Here is a 20,701-nt window from a genome sequence, read left to right as displayed (position 1 = left end):
GCTGTTGGCAATAAGAACCTTTAAATTCTAACTATCTAATCATCTAACCTTCTAACAAATCTAACCATCTAACCATCTAACCATCTAACCATCTAACCATCTAACCATCTAACAAATCTATTTCTTCCTCATATAAATACTTACCGGAACACCTTTAAAATCGAATTTTTCACGTAATTTATTTTCTAAAAAACGCTTATAAGGCTCCTTAACATATTGCGGTAAATTACAGAAAAATGCAAATTGCGGTTGTGGTGTTGGCAATTGCATCACGTATTTAATTTTTACATATTTTGCTTTATTAGCTGGTGGCGGGTAGCTTTCAATAATAGGCAACATCACTTCGTTTAAAACACTGGTTTTAATCTTTTTGGTTCTATTATTATACACCTCAACAGCTGTTTCGATCGCTTTATATAAACGTTGCTTTGTAAGGGTTGATATAAAAATTATTGGCACATCTGTAAAAGGTTCCATTTCTTTTCGAATTGCTCTTTCGAATTCTAAAGTTGTTTTGTGGTCCTTCTCTACTAAATCCCATTTATTAACTAAAATAACAATACCTTTTCTGTTGCGCTCAGCCAACCAGAATATATTCTGATCCTGACCATCAAATCCACGAGTGGCATCTAAAACTAATAAACACACATCGCAATGCTCTATGGCTCTTACACTTCGCATCACAGAATAAAACTCTAAATCGTCTTTAACCTTAGCTTTTCTTCTAATTCCAGCAGTATCTACTAAATTAAACTCGAAACCAAACTGATTATATTTTGTATCAATAGAATCTCTAGTAGTTCCTGCAATGTCGGTTACAATATATCTATCTTCACCTATCAACGCATTTATAAACGACGATTTACCAGCATTTGGTCTACCAACCACTGCAAATCGAGGCAATTCTTCATTAACAACGGTTTCCTTTTCTGGTAATGCTTCTACCAAGGCGTCTAATAACTCACCAGTGCCACTACCATTAATACTGGCTACGGTGAAATACTCCCCTAATCCTAAGGAATAAAACTCTACGGCATCTTCGGCGCGTTTAGCATTATCCACCTTATTAACTACTAAAAAAACAGGTTTGCTCACTTTACGAAGCAATTTAGCAACGTCTTCGTCCATACCTGTTACACCAGATTCCACATCTACCATAAAGATAATGGCATCGGCTTCATCGATAGCTAACTCTACTTGTTTATCTATTTCAGCTTCAAAAATATCATCGCTTCCTAATACATATCCTCCAGTGTCAATTAACGAAAATTCTTTTCCGTTCCAATCACTTTTTCCATAATGGCGATCTCTAGTAACTCCACTTACCGCATCAACAATGGCTTCTCTTCGTTGTATTAAACGATTGAAAAATGTTGATTTCCCCACATTTGGGCGTCCTACTATCGCAACTATATTACTCATAATCTTTTATTTATCTGCAACTTATTACAGTTGATGTTTTATTTAACAGGTTTGCTAAATTTTTTGCAAAAATAGGAAATATACCCTTTGCAAGCATATTTTTTAAGAACTAATAAATTCTTTACTTTTTAGAAGAAAAAAATAGTATTTTACTATCCATAAACCAAGTAACTATGCCAACCGCCAACGATATTATTTTACGCCCGCGATTTAAAATTGAATTAAATGAACATCATGAAAGCATTTTAAACCGATTTCAGGACAGTAAAAAAGCGCAATCTGAATTTATTGTGAGCAGAATTGACGACCATGTTTTCATTAAATTTCCGAAACATAAGCAGCATTTCTGGTCGCCGCAATTGCATTTAGAAATAAACGACGTCGATAAAAATTCCTGTGTGTTACATGGTTTATTTGGTCCGAACCCCACGGTATGGACCTTCTTTATGTTTGTACACTTTTTAGTCGCTGGATTATTTATTGCTTTTGGTATTTGGGCTTATACTAATTGGACATTAAAAACAGGGCTCGCACTGCAAATAAGCCTAATGATCTTGATGGTTTTAATTTGGATAGGACTATACGTGGCTGGTAGCATAGGAAAAGCATCGAGTAAAGATGACATGCTAAGACTTAGAAACTTTGCCGAAGGTGTTGTAAATAAAAGTCTTAATTGAATGCAAACAATTAAGACTTTATAACTAAACTAACTCAAATGTACTGCCTTAATTAGCAGTTTTTCAACGGTTCAAATATCGCCATGGTATTTAAACTAATTGTTAGCAAATCAATAAGTTATTATTAGTATTGATGCAGAATGTAACGCTTAGTTGAAGCGTAAATGACATGTATTAAAATTTGATGATTTTTTAGGTTTCGACTGCGCTCAACCTGACACATATAACTTCTCGCACTGAGACTGAGAACTATATGAATCACAAGCTTCAACGGTGCGTAAAAATTTAAATTAATGATGACTTTTAGGTTTCGACTGCGCTCAACCTGACACGTATAACTTCGCTCTGAGACTGCGACTGAAAACTATATTAATCACAAGCTTCAACGATGCGTAAAAATTTAAATAAAGATAACTTTTAGGTTTCGACTGCGCTCAACCTGACACATACTACTGCGAACTGAGACTGAGACTGAGACTGAGACTGAGACTGAAACTGAAACTGAAAACTAATTTAATCACAAGTTTCAACGGTGCATAAAAAATTAAATTAAGATAACTTCTAGGTTTCGACTGCGCTCAACCTGACAAACGCCTTATTCATTAATTATTGTACCCAAAGCGTCTTAGCTGGTTTTGATTGCTTCGCCAGTTTTTGTTCACTTTTACATACATTTCTAAGTGAATTTGCTTGCCAAAAAAAGCTTCTAAATCTTTTCTGGCCTCTACACCTACCCGCTTTAAAGCACTACCTTTATGGCCAATAATAATACCTTTTTGTGTTTCTCGTTCTACCATGATGACCGACCGAATGCGAATAATTTTTTCTTCTTCTAAAAATTCTTCAGTTTCTATCTCTACAGCATAGGGTATTTCCTTTTTATAATGCAAAAGGATTTTTTCGCGAATGGTTTCGTTTATAAAAAAACGCTCGGGTTTATCGGTTAATTGATCTTTAGGATAAAATGCTGGCGATTCTGGCAACAAATCTATAATTCTATTAAAAACTTCTTTTACATTAAATCCTTCTAACGCTGAAATTGGGAAAATTTCGGCATTCGGTACTTTTTCAGCCCAAATCTGCACTTGAGTTTCCAATTGTTCCTGATTCGATTTATCAATCTTATTTAAAAGTAACAACACTGGAATTTTTGAATTGGTTATTTTATTAAAAAAAGCTTCGTCTTTTAATTCTTGTTCACCAATTTCTACCATATACAGTAGCACATCGGCATCTTCGAAAGCAGATTTTACAAAACCCATCATGCTTTCCTGAAGTTCGTAAGCTGGTTTAATAATACCAGGGGTATCTGATAACACTACCTGGAAATCGTCACCATTTACAATACCTAAAATTCTGTGACGCGTAGTTTGTGCTTTGGAGGTAATGATGGATAACTTTTCGCCCACAAAGGCGTTCATTAAGGTAGATTTACCTACGTTGGGATTTCCAATAATATTTACAAAACCTGCTTTGTGGTTCATAGTATTAATTTTTTGTTGGGTACAAATTTACAACCTTGATTTATATATTGCACTATCTAACATTTTTAAACAAAAAAAGCAGAAAGAAATCTTTCTGCTTTTATATAATCTATATAAGTTTTACTATTTAGTTAGAAACTTCTAATAATTCTACCTCAAAAACTAATGCTGAATAAGGTTTAATTTTATCGCCAGTTTGTCTAGCACCATATGCTAAATCTTGAGGAATAAAAAATTTGTATTTAGAACCTGCAGACATTAATTGTAAGCCTTCTGTCCATCCTCTTATTACTTGGTTTATACCAAATTCGGCTGGCTCACCTCTTTCAACAGAACTATCAAATACAGTTCCATCAATTAGAGTTCCGTGATAATGTACTTTTACTTTAGATTCGGCAGTTGGTTTTGCACCTGTACCTTCTTTCATCACGATGTACTGTAAACCACTTTCGGTTACTTTAACACCAGATTTAGATTTGTTCTCTTCTAAGAATTTTTCGTTTGCAACTTTATTTTTTTCGCCTTCAGCTTGTTGCTCTTTCATTTTCTCAGCTTGTTTCTTTTGAAAATAAGTACTTAAAATTTGCTGAACACCTTCTTCTTTAATTAAAATGTTTGTAGAATCTAAGTAATTCATATAGCCTTGTATAAACAATTCGCTATCAATTTCGGCAACATTTGTTTTTACGTTTCTAGCTACATCCATACCAATCGCATAGCTTACAGAATCTAGTTCTGTTTTTAATGCTCTTTTAGTAACACCTTGTCCGCCACAAGAAGATAGAAGAGAAGTTATTGCAATAACTCCTAAAAATTTAATTATTTTCATTTTTGTTTTTTAGTTTAAAAATTTAAGCTGCTAAAGTAACAAAATTCTAAACAGAATGGCGGAAGTATTTTATGAAATTTAACATTTATAAAAATGTATTAATTAAAAACGGACCAGCTACGAAAAGTTCATTTAAAAAAAGCATCATCAATATATAAATCAATTAAAAATGAGCTGTTTATGTTAAAATTTATTCTAGAAACACAATTCACAAATCTTAAGTAACTCAAAACCCAATATTTAACAAAAAAAATACTAAATTTAATTGCACACATCAAAAAAATGCGTATTTTTGGTAAACCAAATTGGTTAACCAGTTTTTCGACTCCCAAACTAACCTCTATTTTGACCTAGTTATTGTATTGGACAAAAAAATATTTATAAACTAAATTTTAAAACTTTTAATTATGAAAAAAACTTTACTTTCTTTCGGCTTATTAGCCACAAGTTTAATTTTTGCACAAAGCCAACAAGTTATTGGTGAATTTCCAACTATGGATGGTGGTATGGAAGCCCAGACTGCGACCACCACAATTCCAGGTATGTCAAGTAACAGTGCTAATAACTTCACAGAATGGACTGTAAGTGGTACATCTGCTACTTCTATAGGTAAAAGATCCATTATTAATAATGCTGCAACAGCAAGGACAGGGAATAAATTCGGTGTGATTGCTCTAGCTTCCGATCCAGCAACAACATCTACTAATTGTCGCTTACAGGCACCTGCTAATCCAACCGGAAACCTGTTGCAATACAATCAGGATTATGTCGTACAGTTTTATTACAAAACTAGTGTAGATCCATCTATATTAGGAGAAAATGGCGAAAATGTTGTCACGGGAGCTTTATATCCAGGAGGTGTAAGTTACGGGTCTGCCAATACTAGAAGCACTACAGCACACATTGCAGATACTTGGGTAAAATATACCGAAATAGTATCAGGAGTTACGCCAGGTTCTAGCACTAACACTAACACTGCTAGTTTTGCTTCAGTACGATTAGCTGTAGCAACCACAAAAACTTATTCAGCTGATGTTAATGTCGATGATTTCGTAGTATATACAGGAAACACTATCGATAATACTGCTCCAAATGCCGCAACAGCTGGCACTTATAATACCAGCGGCACAATAGGCTGGACAGCTCCTTCTGGTGGTGTAGATGGTGGTGGATATGTTGTAGTTAAATACGCATCTATGCCTGCTGCTAATGACGATCCTAATCAAAATGGTATTTACCAAGTAGGCAATACCGTAACAGGTAGTGTTTCAGGTACAGTTGTGTATATCGGAACTGCAACTACATTTAATGACACATATACATCTGGAACTTATTACAAAATATATGCTGTAGATAAAGCGTTTAATTACGCTGACGAGTTAATAGTATCAGATGCTACATTAGGTATATCGAAAAATCAAATAGAAGGATTAAATATCTACCCAAACCCAGCTAAAGATTATATCACTGTAGAATCTAAAAGTGTAAAAATTTCTTCTGTAGCCATGTACAATTTACTTGGAGCACAAGTTATTTCTGAAAAAGCATTAATAAACAGTCGTTTGAACGTATCTGGTTTAGCTAAAGGTATTTATATGTTAAAAGTAAATGCTGAAGGTGCAAGCACCACTAAAAAAATAGTAATTGAATAGTTTGTTTATAATATTTTATAATTAGTAAGAACGCAAAAAGCCTTTAATTTTTAAAGGCTTTTTGTATTTAAAACTTAAATTAGTAAAACATTTTAATTAGTTAGTAGATCATGACAACACGAAGATCATTTATCGCAAAAACAGCTTGTGCCGCAGGGTTTTTACCTTTTTCAACATTCGCGTTTCCGAGTGTTTTTAACGAGCTCCCAAATGATCAACTCGATGTTAACATATTTTCTAAACATCTGCAGTTTTTAGATTATAAAACTACTGGCGCCGTGGCTGCAGAAATGGGGTTTAATGGCGTAGACTTAACAGTGCGCCCTAAAGGCCATGTGTTACCAGAAACCGTTGCAACCGATCTTCCTAACGCTGTTAAAGATATTACGGCAAGTGGTATAAACTGCAACATGATTACAACTACTATTGAAAGTGCTAACAACCCAATAGACGTTTCTGTTTTAGAAGCCGCTTCGAAAGCAAAAATCAAATATTACAGAACCAATTGGTTTCAATATAAAGAAGGTATGAGCATGCAGGATTCTTTATTGTTTTATCAAAAAGAAATAAAAAAATTAGGCGAACTTAATAAAAAGTTAGGCCTTGTTGGTTGCTACCAAAACCATGCAGGTACGCATGTGGGCGCTTCTTACTGGGAAGTTAAAAAAATACTAAAAACTGTAAATCCCGACTTTTTTGGTACACAATATGATATTAGACATGCTATGGTTGAAGGTGGAAATTCTTGGGAAAACGGACTTCGACTATTAGAACCAAACATAAAAGTAATAGTTTTAAAAGATTTTAAATGGGGACAAATAAATGGAAAATGGGAAGCCATTAACGTGCCTATTGGCGAAGGTATGGTAGACTTTGTTAAATACTTTAAACTATTAAAACAATACAACATTAAACCACCAGTATCGCTGCATCTGGAATACGATTTAGGCGGTGCCGAAAAAGGCGAACAAAAAATCTCTGTAGATAAAAAAGTGGTATTCGATGCTATGAAACGGGATTTAAAAAAAATACAACAATACTGGAAAGAAGCTTAAAACCAGCAACAACTAAACGGATAATTTACATTAAACTCAATATATTAAACACATGAAACGAATAACAATTGTATCAATCTTCCTTATTTTATTTATTGTTTGCAAAGCTCTGGCACAAACAAATAATATTAAAGTAACAAACATAAACGAGTTAAATAGCGCCATTAAAAACAGCAACCCGGGAGATAATATTGTGCTTGCAAATGGTGTTTGGAAAGATGTTGAAATTAAGTTTTATGGCAAAGGCACCAAAGAAAAACCAATTACTTTAACTGCCGAAGCGCAAGGAAAAGTAAGCATTGAAGGCGTATCGAATTTAAAAATTGGCGGTTCGTATTTAATTGTTAAGAACTTATATTTTAAGAACGGACATACACCTACTAAAAATGTCATCCAGTTTAAAATTGACAATAACAGAATTGCCAATAATTGTACGGTAACACAATGCGTTATCGAAGAATTTACACAACCAGACCGAGATGTTAGCGACCATTGGGTAGAATTTTGGGGACGCCATAACGAATTCAGTAATAATTACCTTACTGGAAAATCTAACTTCGGACCAACTATTATGATTCGTTTAGAAGGCAATGAAAACATTTATAACTACCATAAAATAATAAATAATCATTTTGGACCAAGACCAAGAAAAGGTGGTCCACATGGCGAAACCATTCAATTAGGAGATAGTGGCACCTCTATGACGCCTTCACACACTTTGGTAGCCAACAACTTTTTTGATCGTTGCAATGGCGAAATTGAAATAATTTCCAGTAAATCGAACTTTAACGAATTTAGAAATAATGTGTTTTTTGAAAGTGAAGGTTCTTTAGTATTAAGACACGGAAATTATGCGATTATCGATGGAAACGTTTTTATAGGAAACGATAACTCGAAGTTTATTGGCGGTATTCGCGTTATTAATACTGGCCATTGGATTACCAACAATTATTTCTACAAAATAAATGGTGAAGCATTTAGAAGTGCTTTGGCTGTTATGAATGGTATACCAAAATCACCACTAAATAGATATAACCAAGTAACAGATGTTGTTGTGGCACACAATTCTTTTATAGATTGTAAATCGCCATGGCAATTTAGCGTAGGCTCTAATGTGAGTCAAAGTGATGTGTTGCCCGCTACCGAAATACGTTCGGCACGACCAGAACGAGTAGAAATTGCAAACAATTTAATTTACAACAACGTTGCCGATACCTTTCCTATTGTAAATTATGATAAAGTTGATGGTGTTAATTTTAATAACAATATTATTAATAACGAAAACAATGGTGAGGTAAAACCAGAAGGATTAATCACGAAAACCGTTTCAATCACTAAAAAATCACATAATTTATTTGTTCCGAATGAAAACATGAAGGATGTTTATATGGGATTCGATTTTGAAACCATAACTAAAGACCTCTTCGGAAACGACAGAACAACAAATAATAGTATTGGTGCTATTGTAAATCCAGTTAAAGAAAATGCGGTTTTAATTGATAAATCGAAATTTGGAACAAGCTGGTTTAATCCTGAAAAAGCAAAAGCAAAATCTAAAACAATTAATGTTTCAACCTCTGAAGAACTTATCAGCAAGTTAAAAGAAGCAAATTCCGGAGATATCATTTCATTAAATAAAGGCACTTTCAAATTAAATTCTAGTTTGGTAATAGATAAGGCCATTTCAATTGTTTCTAAAAACAAGAAAAGCCAATTGGTTTTCAGTTCACAAAACACCGCATTTGAAATGCATCCTAAAGGCTATTTAACTCTTAAAAATGTTGTTTTAACAGGAAACAAATCGCAAAACACCTTCAATACCTTAGATAAGAACATGAGTAAAGCTTATAATTTACACTTGGATAATGTGGAGATTAAAAATTTCATGTCGGTTTTAGAGGTATCTAAAGGATCGTTTGCCGATTCTATTACAGTAGCTAATTCGGTTATTAAAAATTGCGAACGTGGTTTTATGCTTAACAAAGAAAAAAATGATGGAGGCGATTATAATGCTGAATTTGTAACCATAACAAATACCACATTCGACGGCATACAAGAAGTTGTGCTTGACTACTATCGTGGTGGTTACGACGAATCTACTATTGGCGGAAACTTAACACTAAAAAACAATACGTTTACCAATTCTGGAAAAGCAGAAAAAGACCAGATTTTAATAAAAAACAGAGGTATTGTAAATGTGGAATTTGCGAATAACACCTTTAAAAATAACCCAGTAAAAGTAATTGCTATTTTATGGGGCGAAAAAGGGCAAGAACCAGGAGAAAACACCATTATTAATTCTGGAAACATTGAAGTAGTGCAAAACTTAGAACTGAAATTAATGTACTAATCTTTTGTGATGAGTTACTTTAAAAGCATTTTAATAATTGCCTTTTTTGCTGGATGTCTAAGTACATATGCTCAAGACGTTCCTGCAAAGGCAATTATTGAAACCAATAAACTAGTCGAATTTTTAAAACCTGAAACAAAGGAGGCCTTAGGGGGCAATTCTATTTCGAATGCTACATTAGCCGAATACTTTCGTAATAAATTCGCCGAACGCTACTTTTATAATTGGAAGCATTTTAACGCCCGATTTAAAACTTATAATAGCATTTACCCGGAGGCAAAAAACAACCATACCGCGAGAGGTTTAGACCATCTTTCTAAATTTGCCGATTCTACCACATGGAAACTCCCTTTTAATTACCTAAACGGAGAACCCGTTAATGCCTATGCTTTACGCCATTTGGCAAGACAGCATAAAATGGTAGATATTGCTTTTTATTACGAGTATCAAAATAAAAATGCAGACTATTTAAACTACTTCAAAAACCAATTAAAATCTTTAAATGCTGCCTTATTAGCAAATAAATATGAAACCATTGAAGATGGTAATGGGGTTTATGAAGCTTTTAGGTCTGGATATCGCATCTTGAATTGGCTACATATTCATAACATGTTTTTGGGTGAAAAGGCATATTCAGACGAAGACCAGCTTTTAACGATTGCAACCTTATTGCAACATGCCTCAAATCTGTATGAAACCAATACAGACTTTGTACCGGGGAATCATCAAACAAGAGGTATGTCGGCTCTAGCAATGCTATCCATTTTGTTTCAAGATTTTAAAGATTCAGACAAATGGTATGCCTTAGCAATGAAACAACTGGAAGCGCATCTAGACAAAGAAATAAACGACGACGGATTTCAATTTGAACGCACTGTACATTATCATATGAGCGATATTGATAATTATTATTTTGTATATCAATTAGCTAAAAACAGTAATATTAACGTAAACGATTTTTGGGAAAACAAATTAAGATCGCTATTCACAACCTTAACAAAAATAGCCTACCCAGACAAATCAGCACCTGTTTTGTCTGACGACACCAATGCACCATGGGCAGAAAAAAACGATATTTCTGGAGCATTAACATTAGGTTATCTATTATTTGAAGATCCAGAAATGGGTTATTTCGCGAATAGTTTCGTTGAACAAAAAATGTTCTGGTATGTAAGCGACACACAATTGGAATTGCTTGGCAATATCGCTACAAAGCAACCAGAATTTTCGTCGCTTGCTTTTCCGACTACAGGCTACTACATCATGCGCGAAGGCTGGGATACAACCGATAACATGATGATAATTAGTAACGGCCTTGACAAATACAAACCAGACCATCAACATGGCGATATGTTGGGTATCCAGGCTATGGCTAACGGTCAGGTTATTTTACCAAACTATCAGGTTCGTTATTCATTGAAAGATTATGAGTTCTTTAAAAACAGCATGGTTAAAAACGTGGCTTTAGTGGACGATGAATTGCAAGGAAAAGGGTATGCAGGTAATCAAGGAGGTAGTGGTTTCGGTAAATTTAAGTCCTTGCCACAACCAAAAACAATTGCTTGGAACAGTAATAAAGATGTAGATGTATATATTGGAAGTCATGATGGTTTTGAAAATATTGGGGTAAATTATTCCAGACAGGTTATTTATTTGAAAGATGATTTTTGGCTAGTAAAAGACAATTTTAATGCTAATAAACCACACACATATAAACAAATCTGGCAAGGTCATTACAGCTTAGAATCGGCCCCTAATTTATTGCGCTCAACTTTTAATGATGGTTCTGGCTGCGATATTTATCAACTAATAGCCATAGATACGGTGTCAACATCAGGCACTCGAGGAAAACAATGGGCAGTAGCCGCTAAAAACAATAAAACCGATTTTAGTTTTATAACCGCTATTTTTCCTTTTGAAAAATTCGACGAAAGCATTAATCAAGGCAAGACAACTCCAGATTTAAAAGGATGGAGCGTAAACAATTCTAAATGGAAAATGACGGGCAATCAAGCAACATCCTTATCTAAGGATAATATTTCGGCGTACTTTTCGGTTAAGACTTTAGAATTAAACAAGGTGAAAATATCGTTTTCTAAGGATGCCGATGTGCTAATAAAAAAAGAACATAATAACATAACTATACAATCCTTACATACCAAAGAGTTACAAATTACTGTATTAGGAGTAAAAGAAAAAGGCAAAGTAACTTTAAATCCTGGTAAGGAACTTATTTTTACTATAAACCAATAAACGAAATCACCTAAATCACAGATATTTAAGGTTTATTGAAATTTTTAATCGATTCTTATTTAACAATTTTTGATTAAATAAGAATCTTTAAAGATATACTAATAAAGAAAATTAATTTAGAAATGGAAAAATCAAATACGTTTTACGCTATAAATGCAATTACTAAAGAACCTTTAGAAGGAGAATTTATTAATACTTCAAAAGATGAGATAAATAAAACAGTTGCAAGAGCCACTTTAGCTTTCGATATTTATAGAAAAAAGGATAAAAACAGTATTGCTGATTTTTTAGCTACTATTGCCGATGAGATTTTAAATTTGGGTGATGAACTTATCCAAAGATGTCATTTAGAAACCGCATTGCCGGTTGCAAGATTAGAAGGTGAACGAGGAAGAACAATGGAGCAATTAAAATTATTTGCTACAGTTGTTCGAGAAGGTTCTTGGGTAGATGCCAGAATCGATAAAGCAGACCCAGACCGTAAACCACTCCCTAAATCGGACATTAGACATATGCTATTGCCTTTAGGTCCGGTTGCTGTTTTTGGTGCTAGTAATTTTCCGTTAGCATTTTCTGTTGCAGGTGGCGACACTGCTTCGGCTTTGGCTGCAGGTTGTCCTGTGATTGTAAAAGCTCACGAAGCACATCCCGGAACTTCTAAGTTGGTGGCAAAAGCCATCGAAAACGCCATTCAAAAATGCCAAATGCCAGAAGGTACTTTTTCAATTATTTATGGTAATACCAATGAGGTAGGCGAAAATCTGGTGAAGCACCCTGGAATTAAAGCAGTTGGCTTTACAGGATCGTTTAGGGGCGGTAATGCACTAGTAGGCTATGCTAATTCAAGACCAGAACCCATTCCAGTATTTGCGGAAATGGGAAGTACAAATCCTGTTTTTATTTTACCAAATGCATTGAAGCAAAAAGGCGAACAAATTGCTTCAAGTTTGGCCGCATCTATAACTTTAGGAGTGGGGCAATTTTGCACAAACCCAGGGTTAACTTTTGTTGAAAAATCGGAAACCATTAACCACTTCTACTCTAATTTAAAAAGTGGTATTAGCGAGACTAATTCGGCCACTATGCTTACGCCCAATATGCTAAAAACCTATAATGCCGGATTAAAACGCGCTGGAGATATTGCACTTGTAGAAGTACTTGCTAAAGGAAAATCTGATAGCGCTGAAAATGGTGCCGTTGCAAATGTCTTTAAAACATCCATAGAAAATTTTCAATCTAATGAATTATTAGCTGAAGAAAATTTTGGACCCTCAAGTATTATTGTCGAAGCAAATTCGAAAGAATCTATATTGGAAGCGGCAAGAAACCTTAAAGGTCATTTAACCGCCACCATTCATGGTACAGAAGAAGATTTTGAAAACTATAAAGAGCTGTTCTCGATTCTAGAATTAAAAGTTGGTCGCATCATAATTAACGGTTATCCAACAGGAGTTGAAGTTTGTCATGCCATGGTTCACGGTGGACCATATCCAGCAACCTCAGCACCTCAATCTACATCTGTTGGCACAAATGCAATAAAACGCTTTGTGCGTCCGGTATGTTTTCAAGATTACCCTAATGCATTTTTACCAGAGGGACTTAAAAATGAAAATCTTGGAAATATTTGGCGTTTAATTGATGGTGAATTGTCAAAAGCAAGTATTGATTAAATCAACACAGTTTCTGTTTTTACTCCTGCGCTAATTTCCAAGCCTCAAAATCTTTCAGGGTTTGTTCATGAGTTGCAGGATATAAACCTATAATAGATTTACCTTTATTAACCTGTTCCAAAACAAAATCTTCAAAAAGGGTCATTTGCGTGCATTCTTCTGCAACTTCATCAGCAATTTCAGCAGGAATTACCATAACGCCATCATCATCTCCAACAATAATATCACCGGGAAAAACAGCGACATCACCACAACCAATGGGTACATTGATATCGAGCGCTTCATGCAAGGTTAAATTAGTTGGAGCCGATGGTTTATTATGATATACCGGAAAATCTAGTTTTGCCAGATTGCCAGTATCTCTAAAGCCTCCGTCGGTTACAATTCCAGCACCACCTCGCACCATCAAACGTGTTATCAAAATATCGCCGCCAGAAGCTGCTCGTGGATTTTTACGACTGTCTATTACCAAAACTGATCCAACAGGGCAGGTTTCTATAGCAACCCGTTGCGGGTGCTCCGGATTTTGGAACACACTTATAGGATTCCTATCTTCTCTAGCTGGTATATAGCGCATTGTAAATGCTTCACCCACCATGGTTGGCCCACCCAACTTTACAGGGACAACATCCTGAATAAACTGATTTTTAAGTCCTCTTTTATAAAGACAGGTAGCTATTGTAGGTGTACTTACGTTTTTTAATTGCTCGCGTGTTTTATTTGATAATGCTTTCATATTTAGTTAAAGTGATGGTTTTTTTAACAAAAAATTGGTAAACAGCCAAAATATACATATCTTTGGTCAACCAGATTGGTTTACCAGATTGGTAAATATAAATAAAATACTAAAACAAAAGACATAAAAGACTATAATTATGCCATTTGACACAAATTTAATTTATAAAATAATATAATTTCTCGCTATATGAAATCCAAATTACTTTTTATATCTTTAAAGTTACCATTTAAAATTACAATCACGTTCAGCAAATAGCTTAACAAGGGCTTTAGAACTATCTAAAAGTCGTTTAAGAATACAAAGGATAATTTATTATGCCAATTATTAAACTGGAAAACCGCTATAAACTAAATATTTGATTAACTCCAAAAACTAAAAATGATATTAAAGAATAAAATTCACCTTGTATTAGCTACTTTACTTTTTGTAATGGTGTCCTGTAAAGCACAAAACATTTCGAAAACAAAAAAATCTGCTAAATTAGAACACCCAAGTTTAATCCTTACAAAATCTGGTGTAGAAAAGATAAAAGCGAATTTAGGCAGTGTACCACTTTTTGATAGAACATTGGCAACTGTACAAGCAGAAGTAGATGCCGAAATTTTGAATGGCATTGAAGTGCCTATTCCTAAAGATTTTTCTGGAGGTTATACCCACGAGCGTCACAAAAAAAACTTCTTAATTATACAAAAAGCAGGTGTTTTATATCAAATTTTAGATGATGAAAAATACGCCAAATATGTAAAAGACATGCTTTTTCAATATGCGAAAATATACCCGACATTGCCTGTACATCCACAAACAAGATCGTATGCCCGCGGGAAATTATTCTGGCAATGTTTAAACGATTCTAACTGGTTGGTTTATACCAGTCAAGCTTACGATTGCGTGTATAATTATTTAACTGAAAAAGAAAGAAACTATTTAGAAAAAGATCTTTTTAGACCATTTGCTAAGTTTATTTCGGTGGACAATCCACAATTCTACAATCGCGTGCATAACCACAGTACTTGGGGCAATGTGGCCGTTGGTATGATTGCACTGGTAATGGATGATTCTAAGCTGCTCGAAACTGCATTACACGGATTAAAAAAAGATAACATAGACCCTAATGCCAAAGATAATGATGGTGGCTTTATTAAAAAGAAAGGTCAGAAAGTTGGGTTTCTTGCTAATTTAGAAGAACCTTTTTCGCCAGATGGCTATTATACTGAAGGTCCTTACTACCAACGTTATGCAATGTATCCGTTTTTAGTGTTCGCAGAAGCTTTACAAAACGTAAAACCAGAACTTAAAATTTTCGAATATAAAAATGGGGTTCTGCTAAAATCAATCAACACACTTTTAAATTTAACCGATACCGAGGGCAACTTTTTTCCATTAAATGATGGGCAAAAAGGCATGTCGTATTTCTCAAGAGAATTAGTTTCGGCAGTCGATATTGGTTATTATTATGGTGGCAACCAAACTGATTTACTTTCTATCGCAAAAGATCAGGGCGAGGTGTTGTTAGATGACACTGGTTTAGCAGTAGCTATAGGCATTCGTGATGGTTTAGAAACACCATTTGTAAAAAAATCAATCAATCTTACCGATGGAAAAAATGGCGATGAAGGTGGCGTAGCTATATTACGTGCTCCGGGTTCTAAAGAGGACTTAACTTTAGTAATGAAATATTCTGCACACGGTTTAAGCCACGGCCATTTTGATAAATTATCCTTTTCATATTACGAAGGCGGTCATGAGGTTTTACAAGATTATGGGATGTCGCGTTATGTAAATATTCAACAAAAAGGTGGCGGTAATTATTTAAAGGAAAATACTACCTGGGCAAAACAGACCATTGCACACAATACCGTTATCCAAAATGAAACTTCTCATTTTAAAGGAGATTTTGAAACAGGGAGCTCTTATCACTCAGAAAAATACCTTTTTGATGTTTCAAATCCTAAAGTACAAGTAATTAGTGCTACAGAATCTAACGCTTACCCTGGCACTACCCTGCACCGCACTCAGGCTATTATAAAACAAGACGGTTTCGAAAATCCATACCTATTGGATATTGTTAAAATAAATTCGGAAACAGAAAATCAATACGACCTGCCGTTTTATTATTTCGGACAAATCATGTCTACTAACTTTAAATACAATGTACCGGAAGTTTTAAAACCGTTAGGTTCTAAAAATGGGTATCAGCATTTATGGAATACAGGTGAAGGAAAGTCAGATAGTGGCAATGCTAAGCTTTCTTGGTTTAACAAAGAACGCTTTTACACAGTTACCTCTGTTGTTTCTAATGAAGACGAGTTAATTTTCACAAGAATAGGTGCTAAAGACCCTGATTTTAACCTTAGAAACGATCCAGGATTTATGATAAGAAAAAAGAACACTAAAGACACTTATTTTGTAAATTTAGTGGAATCTCATGGACATTACGACCCTGTTGTTGAAATTGCAACGAATGCTTTTAGCTCGGTGAAAAACCTAAAAATAGCATATAGTGACGAAGCCTATGTTGCCATACAGATAGAAACTAATTCGAATGATAACCTGTTTCTATTTTCATTAAAAGACAGCTCGAATACAAGTAAACATCAAATAAAAATAGACAACAAAACCTATGAATGGATAGGTGCTTATAAATTAACAGAAATTAATAAATAAAAAATTATGAAACGATTTAGTGAAAAGTACATCATCACAAAAGACATGGAATGGGAAAAACTTGGTGGCGGCGTATCAAGAAAATTCTTAGGTTATGATAATCAAATCATGATGGTCAGAGTGAAATTTGATAAAGGAGCATTAGGTGCCCCACATCAACATTTCCATACACAAGCTACCTATTGTGTTTCAGGTAAATTTGAATTTGAAATTGATGGGGTAAAGCAAATTGTAGAAGCAGGCGATGGCGTTTATATTGAGCCTAATTTATTGCATAGTGCGGTTTGTTTAGAAGAAGGAGAATTAATTGACACATTTAGTCCTGTACGAGAAGATTTCTTATCTGGTGTTGGACCATCTTATTTTGGAGATAAAAAGGCGTAAGAAAAAATCTGCTAGCATCAGTAGAGAACATTTTACGCAGTAACAGACTGCAAATCAGTCCAAATTTTGTTAAATTTTCCACTTTGACAAATATTTTTTACCAAAATAAATGTTTTTAACAAAATTTTATATATTTTTGGTCAACCAAACTGGTAAACCAATTTGGTTGATCAAAAAATAGTACAGGCAACCCCCTATCCTATTTTTGTAATGGACTTCTTTTAACAAGGAAGTAAAACATGCAATCACTCAAAGTAAAAACATCTTTAACAAGAAATGTTAAGATTAAGAATGTTGAAATGGGTGTTTTTTTAATTGTGTCACAAACAAGCATGTAAATGGCGTGACAAAACAAAAAAACTAAAACAAACTTTAAACAATTAATTATGAATTTAAAAAACAAGCTGGCTCTCGTTGCATTATTGTTCTTCAATATTGCAGTGTTCGCACAAACCAAGACGGTATCTGGTACAGTTGTATCTGCGACAGATAACATCCCGATTCCAGGTGTAAATGTTATTGTTATGAATACCTCTAAAGGTACCACAACAGATTTTGATGGAGGTTTTAAAATTGATGTGAAAAGTGGGGATGCACTACAATTTTCATACATTGGATTTGTAACCCAAGTAGTAATAATTAAAGACCAAAAAACTATCTCTATTGCTTTAAAAGAAGATTTAGCAACATTAGATGAAGTTGTTGTAATTGGTTATGGTACACAAAAGAAAAGCCATTTAACAGGGGCAATATCAAAAGTAACAAACGAAAGTCTTGACCAGATAGCAACCTCTAGGGTTGATGATGCTTTAATAGGCCAAGTATCGGGTGTGAACATTCAAGCTACAGATGGTGAAGCTGGTGCTGCGCCTACCATTACTATTAGAGGGGTTGGTTCTATGGCAGGAGATTCTACACCTTTAATTGTTGTTGATGGTGTTATCGTAGATTCTAGTTTTCTAGGATCGTTAAACATGAATAACGTTGAATCTTTCGAAATATTGAAGGATGCTGCTTCTTCATCAATTTACGGTTCAAAAGGTTCTAATGGTATTATCATGATTACCATGAAATCTGGAGTATCTGGAAAAACAAGAATTAACTACAGCACGTTTACAGGTATAAAAACACCTAGAAAAAGTGATGCTTATGGAACTACAACTGCAGATTGGGCAAAACAACAAACAGATTTAGGTTTAACCTTATCACCTTATACAGTAGCTCAATTGCAAATAGGTACAGATCGTTCTTGGCAAGATGTATTTTTTGAGCAAGGTGCAATTACCAATCATGCGTTATCCTTAAGAGGAGGAAATGACAATACAAAATTTACCGTAAGTTTAAATTATTCAAATGACGAAGGTGTTATGTTAGTTGATAATTATAAAAAATACGGAGCACGTTTAAAACTAGATAGTAAATTAAATGATAAGTTTAGTATTGGAGGTAATTTTAGCCCTTCATTCACTGATAGAAGACGTTTTTCTGAAAACATTCATAACGTAGCCAGACATCAGCCATGGTTGCCTATTTATCATACTGAACATTCACTTCAATTTGTAGACCCAAATGGAGCTTATGCAAGTATGCAAGTTGGCGATTATGCGAGACAAGATCATTTTATCATTTTTGATTTAGATGGTGATGGGGATATTGACGATAGACTTTCTAACATTGGAAACAGTAATAACGCGAACCCTTATGCTAGAATTGTTGAGCGTAATAGATCAGATGAAAAATTCCAACTTTTTGGTAGTTTTTATGGACAATATAATATAACCAAAGATTTATCTTTTAGAACGTCTTTATCAGGTTCATATAACGATACTAAAAGAATAGATTATATGGGAACTCAAGCAAGAGAAAGTATAACAGATGCTTATATGCAAGAGATTTCGCAAAAAGAAAGTTACATTATTTTTGATAACTTCTTCAATTACAACAAATCGTTTGGAAAACACGATTTAGGTATTACTTTAGGTACATCTGTTGAAAGTAGAGATTATTTTTATTCAGGATTTAAAGGAACTGGCTATACAAATGATGTAGTACAACAAATTACAAATGCAACAGCTATTTCTGAATTTGATGGTTTTGAGTGGCAAAAACGTGGTATTTCATACGTTTCAAGAGCTACCTATGCTTATGATAGCAAGTATTTAGCATCCTTAAGTATGAGACGTGATGGAAGTTCAATATTTGGTTCTGATTACAAATATGGTAATTTCCCTGCAGCCTCTATTGGTTGGAATATCGCTAAAGAAGATTTCTTATTAGAAAGTGATTTTATTAATAATCTAAAATTTAGAGCGAGTTACGGTGTAACAGGTAACGATAGATTAAATACCGGGTCTACAGATCCAGATGCACAAGGAAGTGATGCTACACTTAGCACAGGTAACATCTTAGTAGATTATTACCCACATTTAGCCTTATTAGGAGCAGCTAATTCTAGCTATTCGGTTGATGGTAGCGTACAAGCTGGTTTTTCACCAGTTAACATCGCTAATCCTGAATTAAAATGGGAACGATTAATAGAAATTAACCCTGGTATAGATTTTGGTATTTTAAATAATAAAATAACAGGTTCTGTTGATTGGTATAGAAGAACTAGTGACCAATTATTACTTAATAACCCAATATCAGTTACAACAGGGTTTTCTGGGGCATTAGTAAATTTAGGTGAAGTGAAAAATGAAGGTTGGGAGATAGAATTAAGAACAAAAAACATCTCTTCTGAGAAGTTTAAATGGTCAACTACACTTATTGGAACTACCAATAAAAATACTTTAGTTGATTTTGCAGATTCTAATGGTCAAATTACTAGTTTAGATCCTAGCAGACCAGCTGAATGGATTAATTTAGAAGGACAGCCTATATCGTTATTTTATGGCTATGTAGTAGATAAAGAATTAGCTTTCGAAGATAGAGATAGACCATGGAGACATGTTGGAGCAGAAGCTGGATTGGTATATGTAAAAGATTTAAATGGTGATGGCGTATTAGATGGCGAAGACAAAACCGTATTAGGAAACCCATACCCAGAGTTAATCTGGAGTTTTACTAACGAATTCACCATTGGAGATTTCGATCTTTCTTTTATGTTCCAAGGATCTCACGGTGCCGAAGTACGTAATATTGCTGATCATTATTTATTTAGTCACAATAATAATAGAACCATACTAGCTTCAGCTACGAATACAGAGTTTTTAGTAGACAAATACTTTACAAGCAGTATGATACAAGATGCTTCGTATATTGCGTTAAGAAATGTAAACATTGGTTACAATTTACCAAGCGACGTATTATCTAAATTCGGAATTTCAGGATTAAGAGTTTACGCAACAGGTTCGAATTTAATCTATAAAACCGCTGCTAATTATACAGGATGGAATCCAGAGGCATTGGACAAAACTAGTCCAACACAATATGGATATCAAAGAGGTGGATCGCCCATTTATAGCACCGTATCTTTAGGTTTTAATTTAGATTTTTAATAATTTTTAACGATTAAAAAATAAT

Annotated in this window: 13 protein-coding genes; 9 read left to right on the top strand and 4 right to left on the bottom strand. The window is 34.2% G+C overall.

Features of this window, described 5'->3' with window-relative positions:
• Positions 1-117: 117 nt before the first annotated feature.
• A complete protein-coding gene (der, locus tag ACFQ0I_RS06170) occupies positions 118-1,422 on the bottom strand; it encodes a ribosome biogenesis GTPase Der (RefSeq protein WP_379940420.1) in 1,305 nt (434 codons plus the stop codon).
• Positions 1,423-1,595: 173 nt separating this feature from the next.
• Here der and ACFQ0I_RS06165 point away from each other — a divergent pair, with 173 nt between their 5' ends.
• Positions 1,596-2,099 (top strand): GTP-binding protein, encoded by a 504-nt coding sequence (locus tag ACFQ0I_RS06165; RefSeq protein WP_379940418.1) that lies wholly within the window; start codon positions 1,596-1,598, stop codon positions 2,097-2,099.
• 602 nt (positions 2,100-2,701) lie between these two features.
• On the opposite strand, the gene era is transcribed toward ACFQ0I_RS06165, so the two are convergent.
• Both era and ACFQ0I_RS06155 read right to left on the bottom strand, forming a co-directional pair.
• The gene (gene era, locus ACFQ0I_RS06160) at positions 2,702-3,583 is read right to left on the bottom strand and encodes a GTPase Era (protein WP_379940416.1); all 882 of its coding nucleotides are present in this window, start codon (positions 3,581-3,583) and stop codon (positions 2,702-2,704) included.
• A 127-nt stretch (positions 3,584-3,710) separates the two neighbouring features.
• On the bottom strand, positions 3,711-4,412 hold the full coding sequence (locus ACFQ0I_RS06155; RefSeq protein WP_379940415.1) for an FKBP-type peptidyl-prolyl cis-trans isomerase: 702 nt from the start codon (positions 4,410-4,412) through the stop codon (positions 3,711-3,713).
• A gap of 407 nt (positions 4,413-4,819) precedes the next feature.
• On the opposite strand from ACFQ0I_RS06155, the gene ACFQ0I_RS06150 reads away from it, so the two are divergent.
• The 5 genes from ACFQ0I_RS06150 to ACFQ0I_RS06130 all read left to right on the top strand — a co-directional run bounded on the left by ACFQ0I_RS06150 (position 4,820) and on the right by ACFQ0I_RS06130 (position 13,392).
• Entirely contained in the window at positions 4,820-6,064 is a 1,245-nt protein-coding gene (locus ACFQ0I_RS06150; protein WP_379940414.1) for a T9SS type A sorting domain-containing protein, read from the top strand.
• A gap of 110 nt (positions 6,065-6,174) precedes the next feature.
• Complete coding sequence (locus ACFQ0I_RS06145) at positions 6,175-7,119, top strand: sugar phosphate isomerase/epimerase family protein (protein ID WP_379940411.1); 945 nt, start codon at positions 6,175-6,177, stop codon at positions 7,117-7,119.
• 52 nt (positions 7,120-7,171) lie between these two features.
• Positions 7,172-9,469 carry a chondroitinase-B domain-containing protein gene (locus ACFQ0I_RS06140; RefSeq protein WP_379940409.1) on the top strand — a complete coding sequence of 766 codons (2,298 nt, stop codon included), beginning with the start codon at positions 7,172-7,174 and terminating at the stop codon, positions 9,467-9,469.
• Positions 9,470-9,478: 9 nt separating this feature from the next.
• A complete protein-coding gene (locus ACFQ0I_RS06135) occupies positions 9,479-11,722 on the top strand; it encodes a heparinase II/III family protein (protein ID WP_379940407.1) in 2,244 nt (747 codons plus the stop codon).
• A 122-nt stretch (positions 11,723-11,844) separates the two neighbouring features.
• The gene (locus tag ACFQ0I_RS06130) at positions 11,845-13,392 is read left to right on the top strand and encodes an aldehyde dehydrogenase (NADP(+)) (RefSeq protein WP_379940405.1); all 1,548 of its coding nucleotides are present in this window, start codon (positions 11,845-11,847) and stop codon (positions 13,390-13,392) included.
• A gap of 19 nt (positions 13,393-13,411) precedes the next feature.
• Here ACFQ0I_RS06130 and ACFQ0I_RS06125 read toward each other — a convergent pair whose 3' ends face one another.
• On the bottom strand, positions 13,412-14,128 hold the full coding sequence (locus ACFQ0I_RS06125; protein ID WP_379940403.1) for a ribonuclease activity regulator RraA: 717 nt from the start codon (positions 14,126-14,128) through the stop codon (positions 13,412-13,414).
• Positions 14,129-14,509: 381 nt separating this feature from the next.
• On the opposite strand from ACFQ0I_RS06125, the gene ACFQ0I_RS06120 reads away from it, so the two are divergent.
• The 3 genes from ACFQ0I_RS06120 (at position 14,510) to ACFQ0I_RS06110 (ending at position 20,676) form a co-directional block, all read left to right on the top strand.
• Positions 14,510-16,795, top strand: a complete 2,286-nt coding sequence (locus ACFQ0I_RS06120) for an alginate lyase family protein (protein ID WP_379940401.1) — start codon at positions 14,510-14,512, stop codon at positions 16,793-16,795.
• A 6-nt stretch (positions 16,796-16,801) separates the two neighbouring features.
• Positions 16,802-17,179: a cupin domain-containing protein gene (locus tag ACFQ0I_RS06115; RefSeq protein WP_379940399.1), complete on the top strand. Its 378-nt coding sequence runs from the start codon at positions 16,802-16,804 to the stop codon at positions 17,177-17,179.
• A 386-nt stretch (positions 17,180-17,565) separates the two neighbouring features.
• The gene (locus tag ACFQ0I_RS06110; protein WP_379940397.1) at positions 17,566-20,676 is read left to right on the top strand and encodes a SusC/RagA family TonB-linked outer membrane protein; all 3,111 of its coding nucleotides are present in this window, start codon (positions 17,566-17,568) and stop codon (positions 20,674-20,676) included.
• Positions 20,677-20,701: the final 25 nt, after the last annotated feature.

This window comes from Mariniflexile aquimaris (genome assembly GCF_042676825.1).
Lineage (GTDB): Bacteria > Bacteroidota > Bacteroidia > Flavobacteriales > Flavobacteriaceae > Mariniflexile > Mariniflexile aquimaris.
Note: the sequence above shows the minus strand (reverse complement) of the source record. Positions and strands in the feature narration are given on the sequence as shown.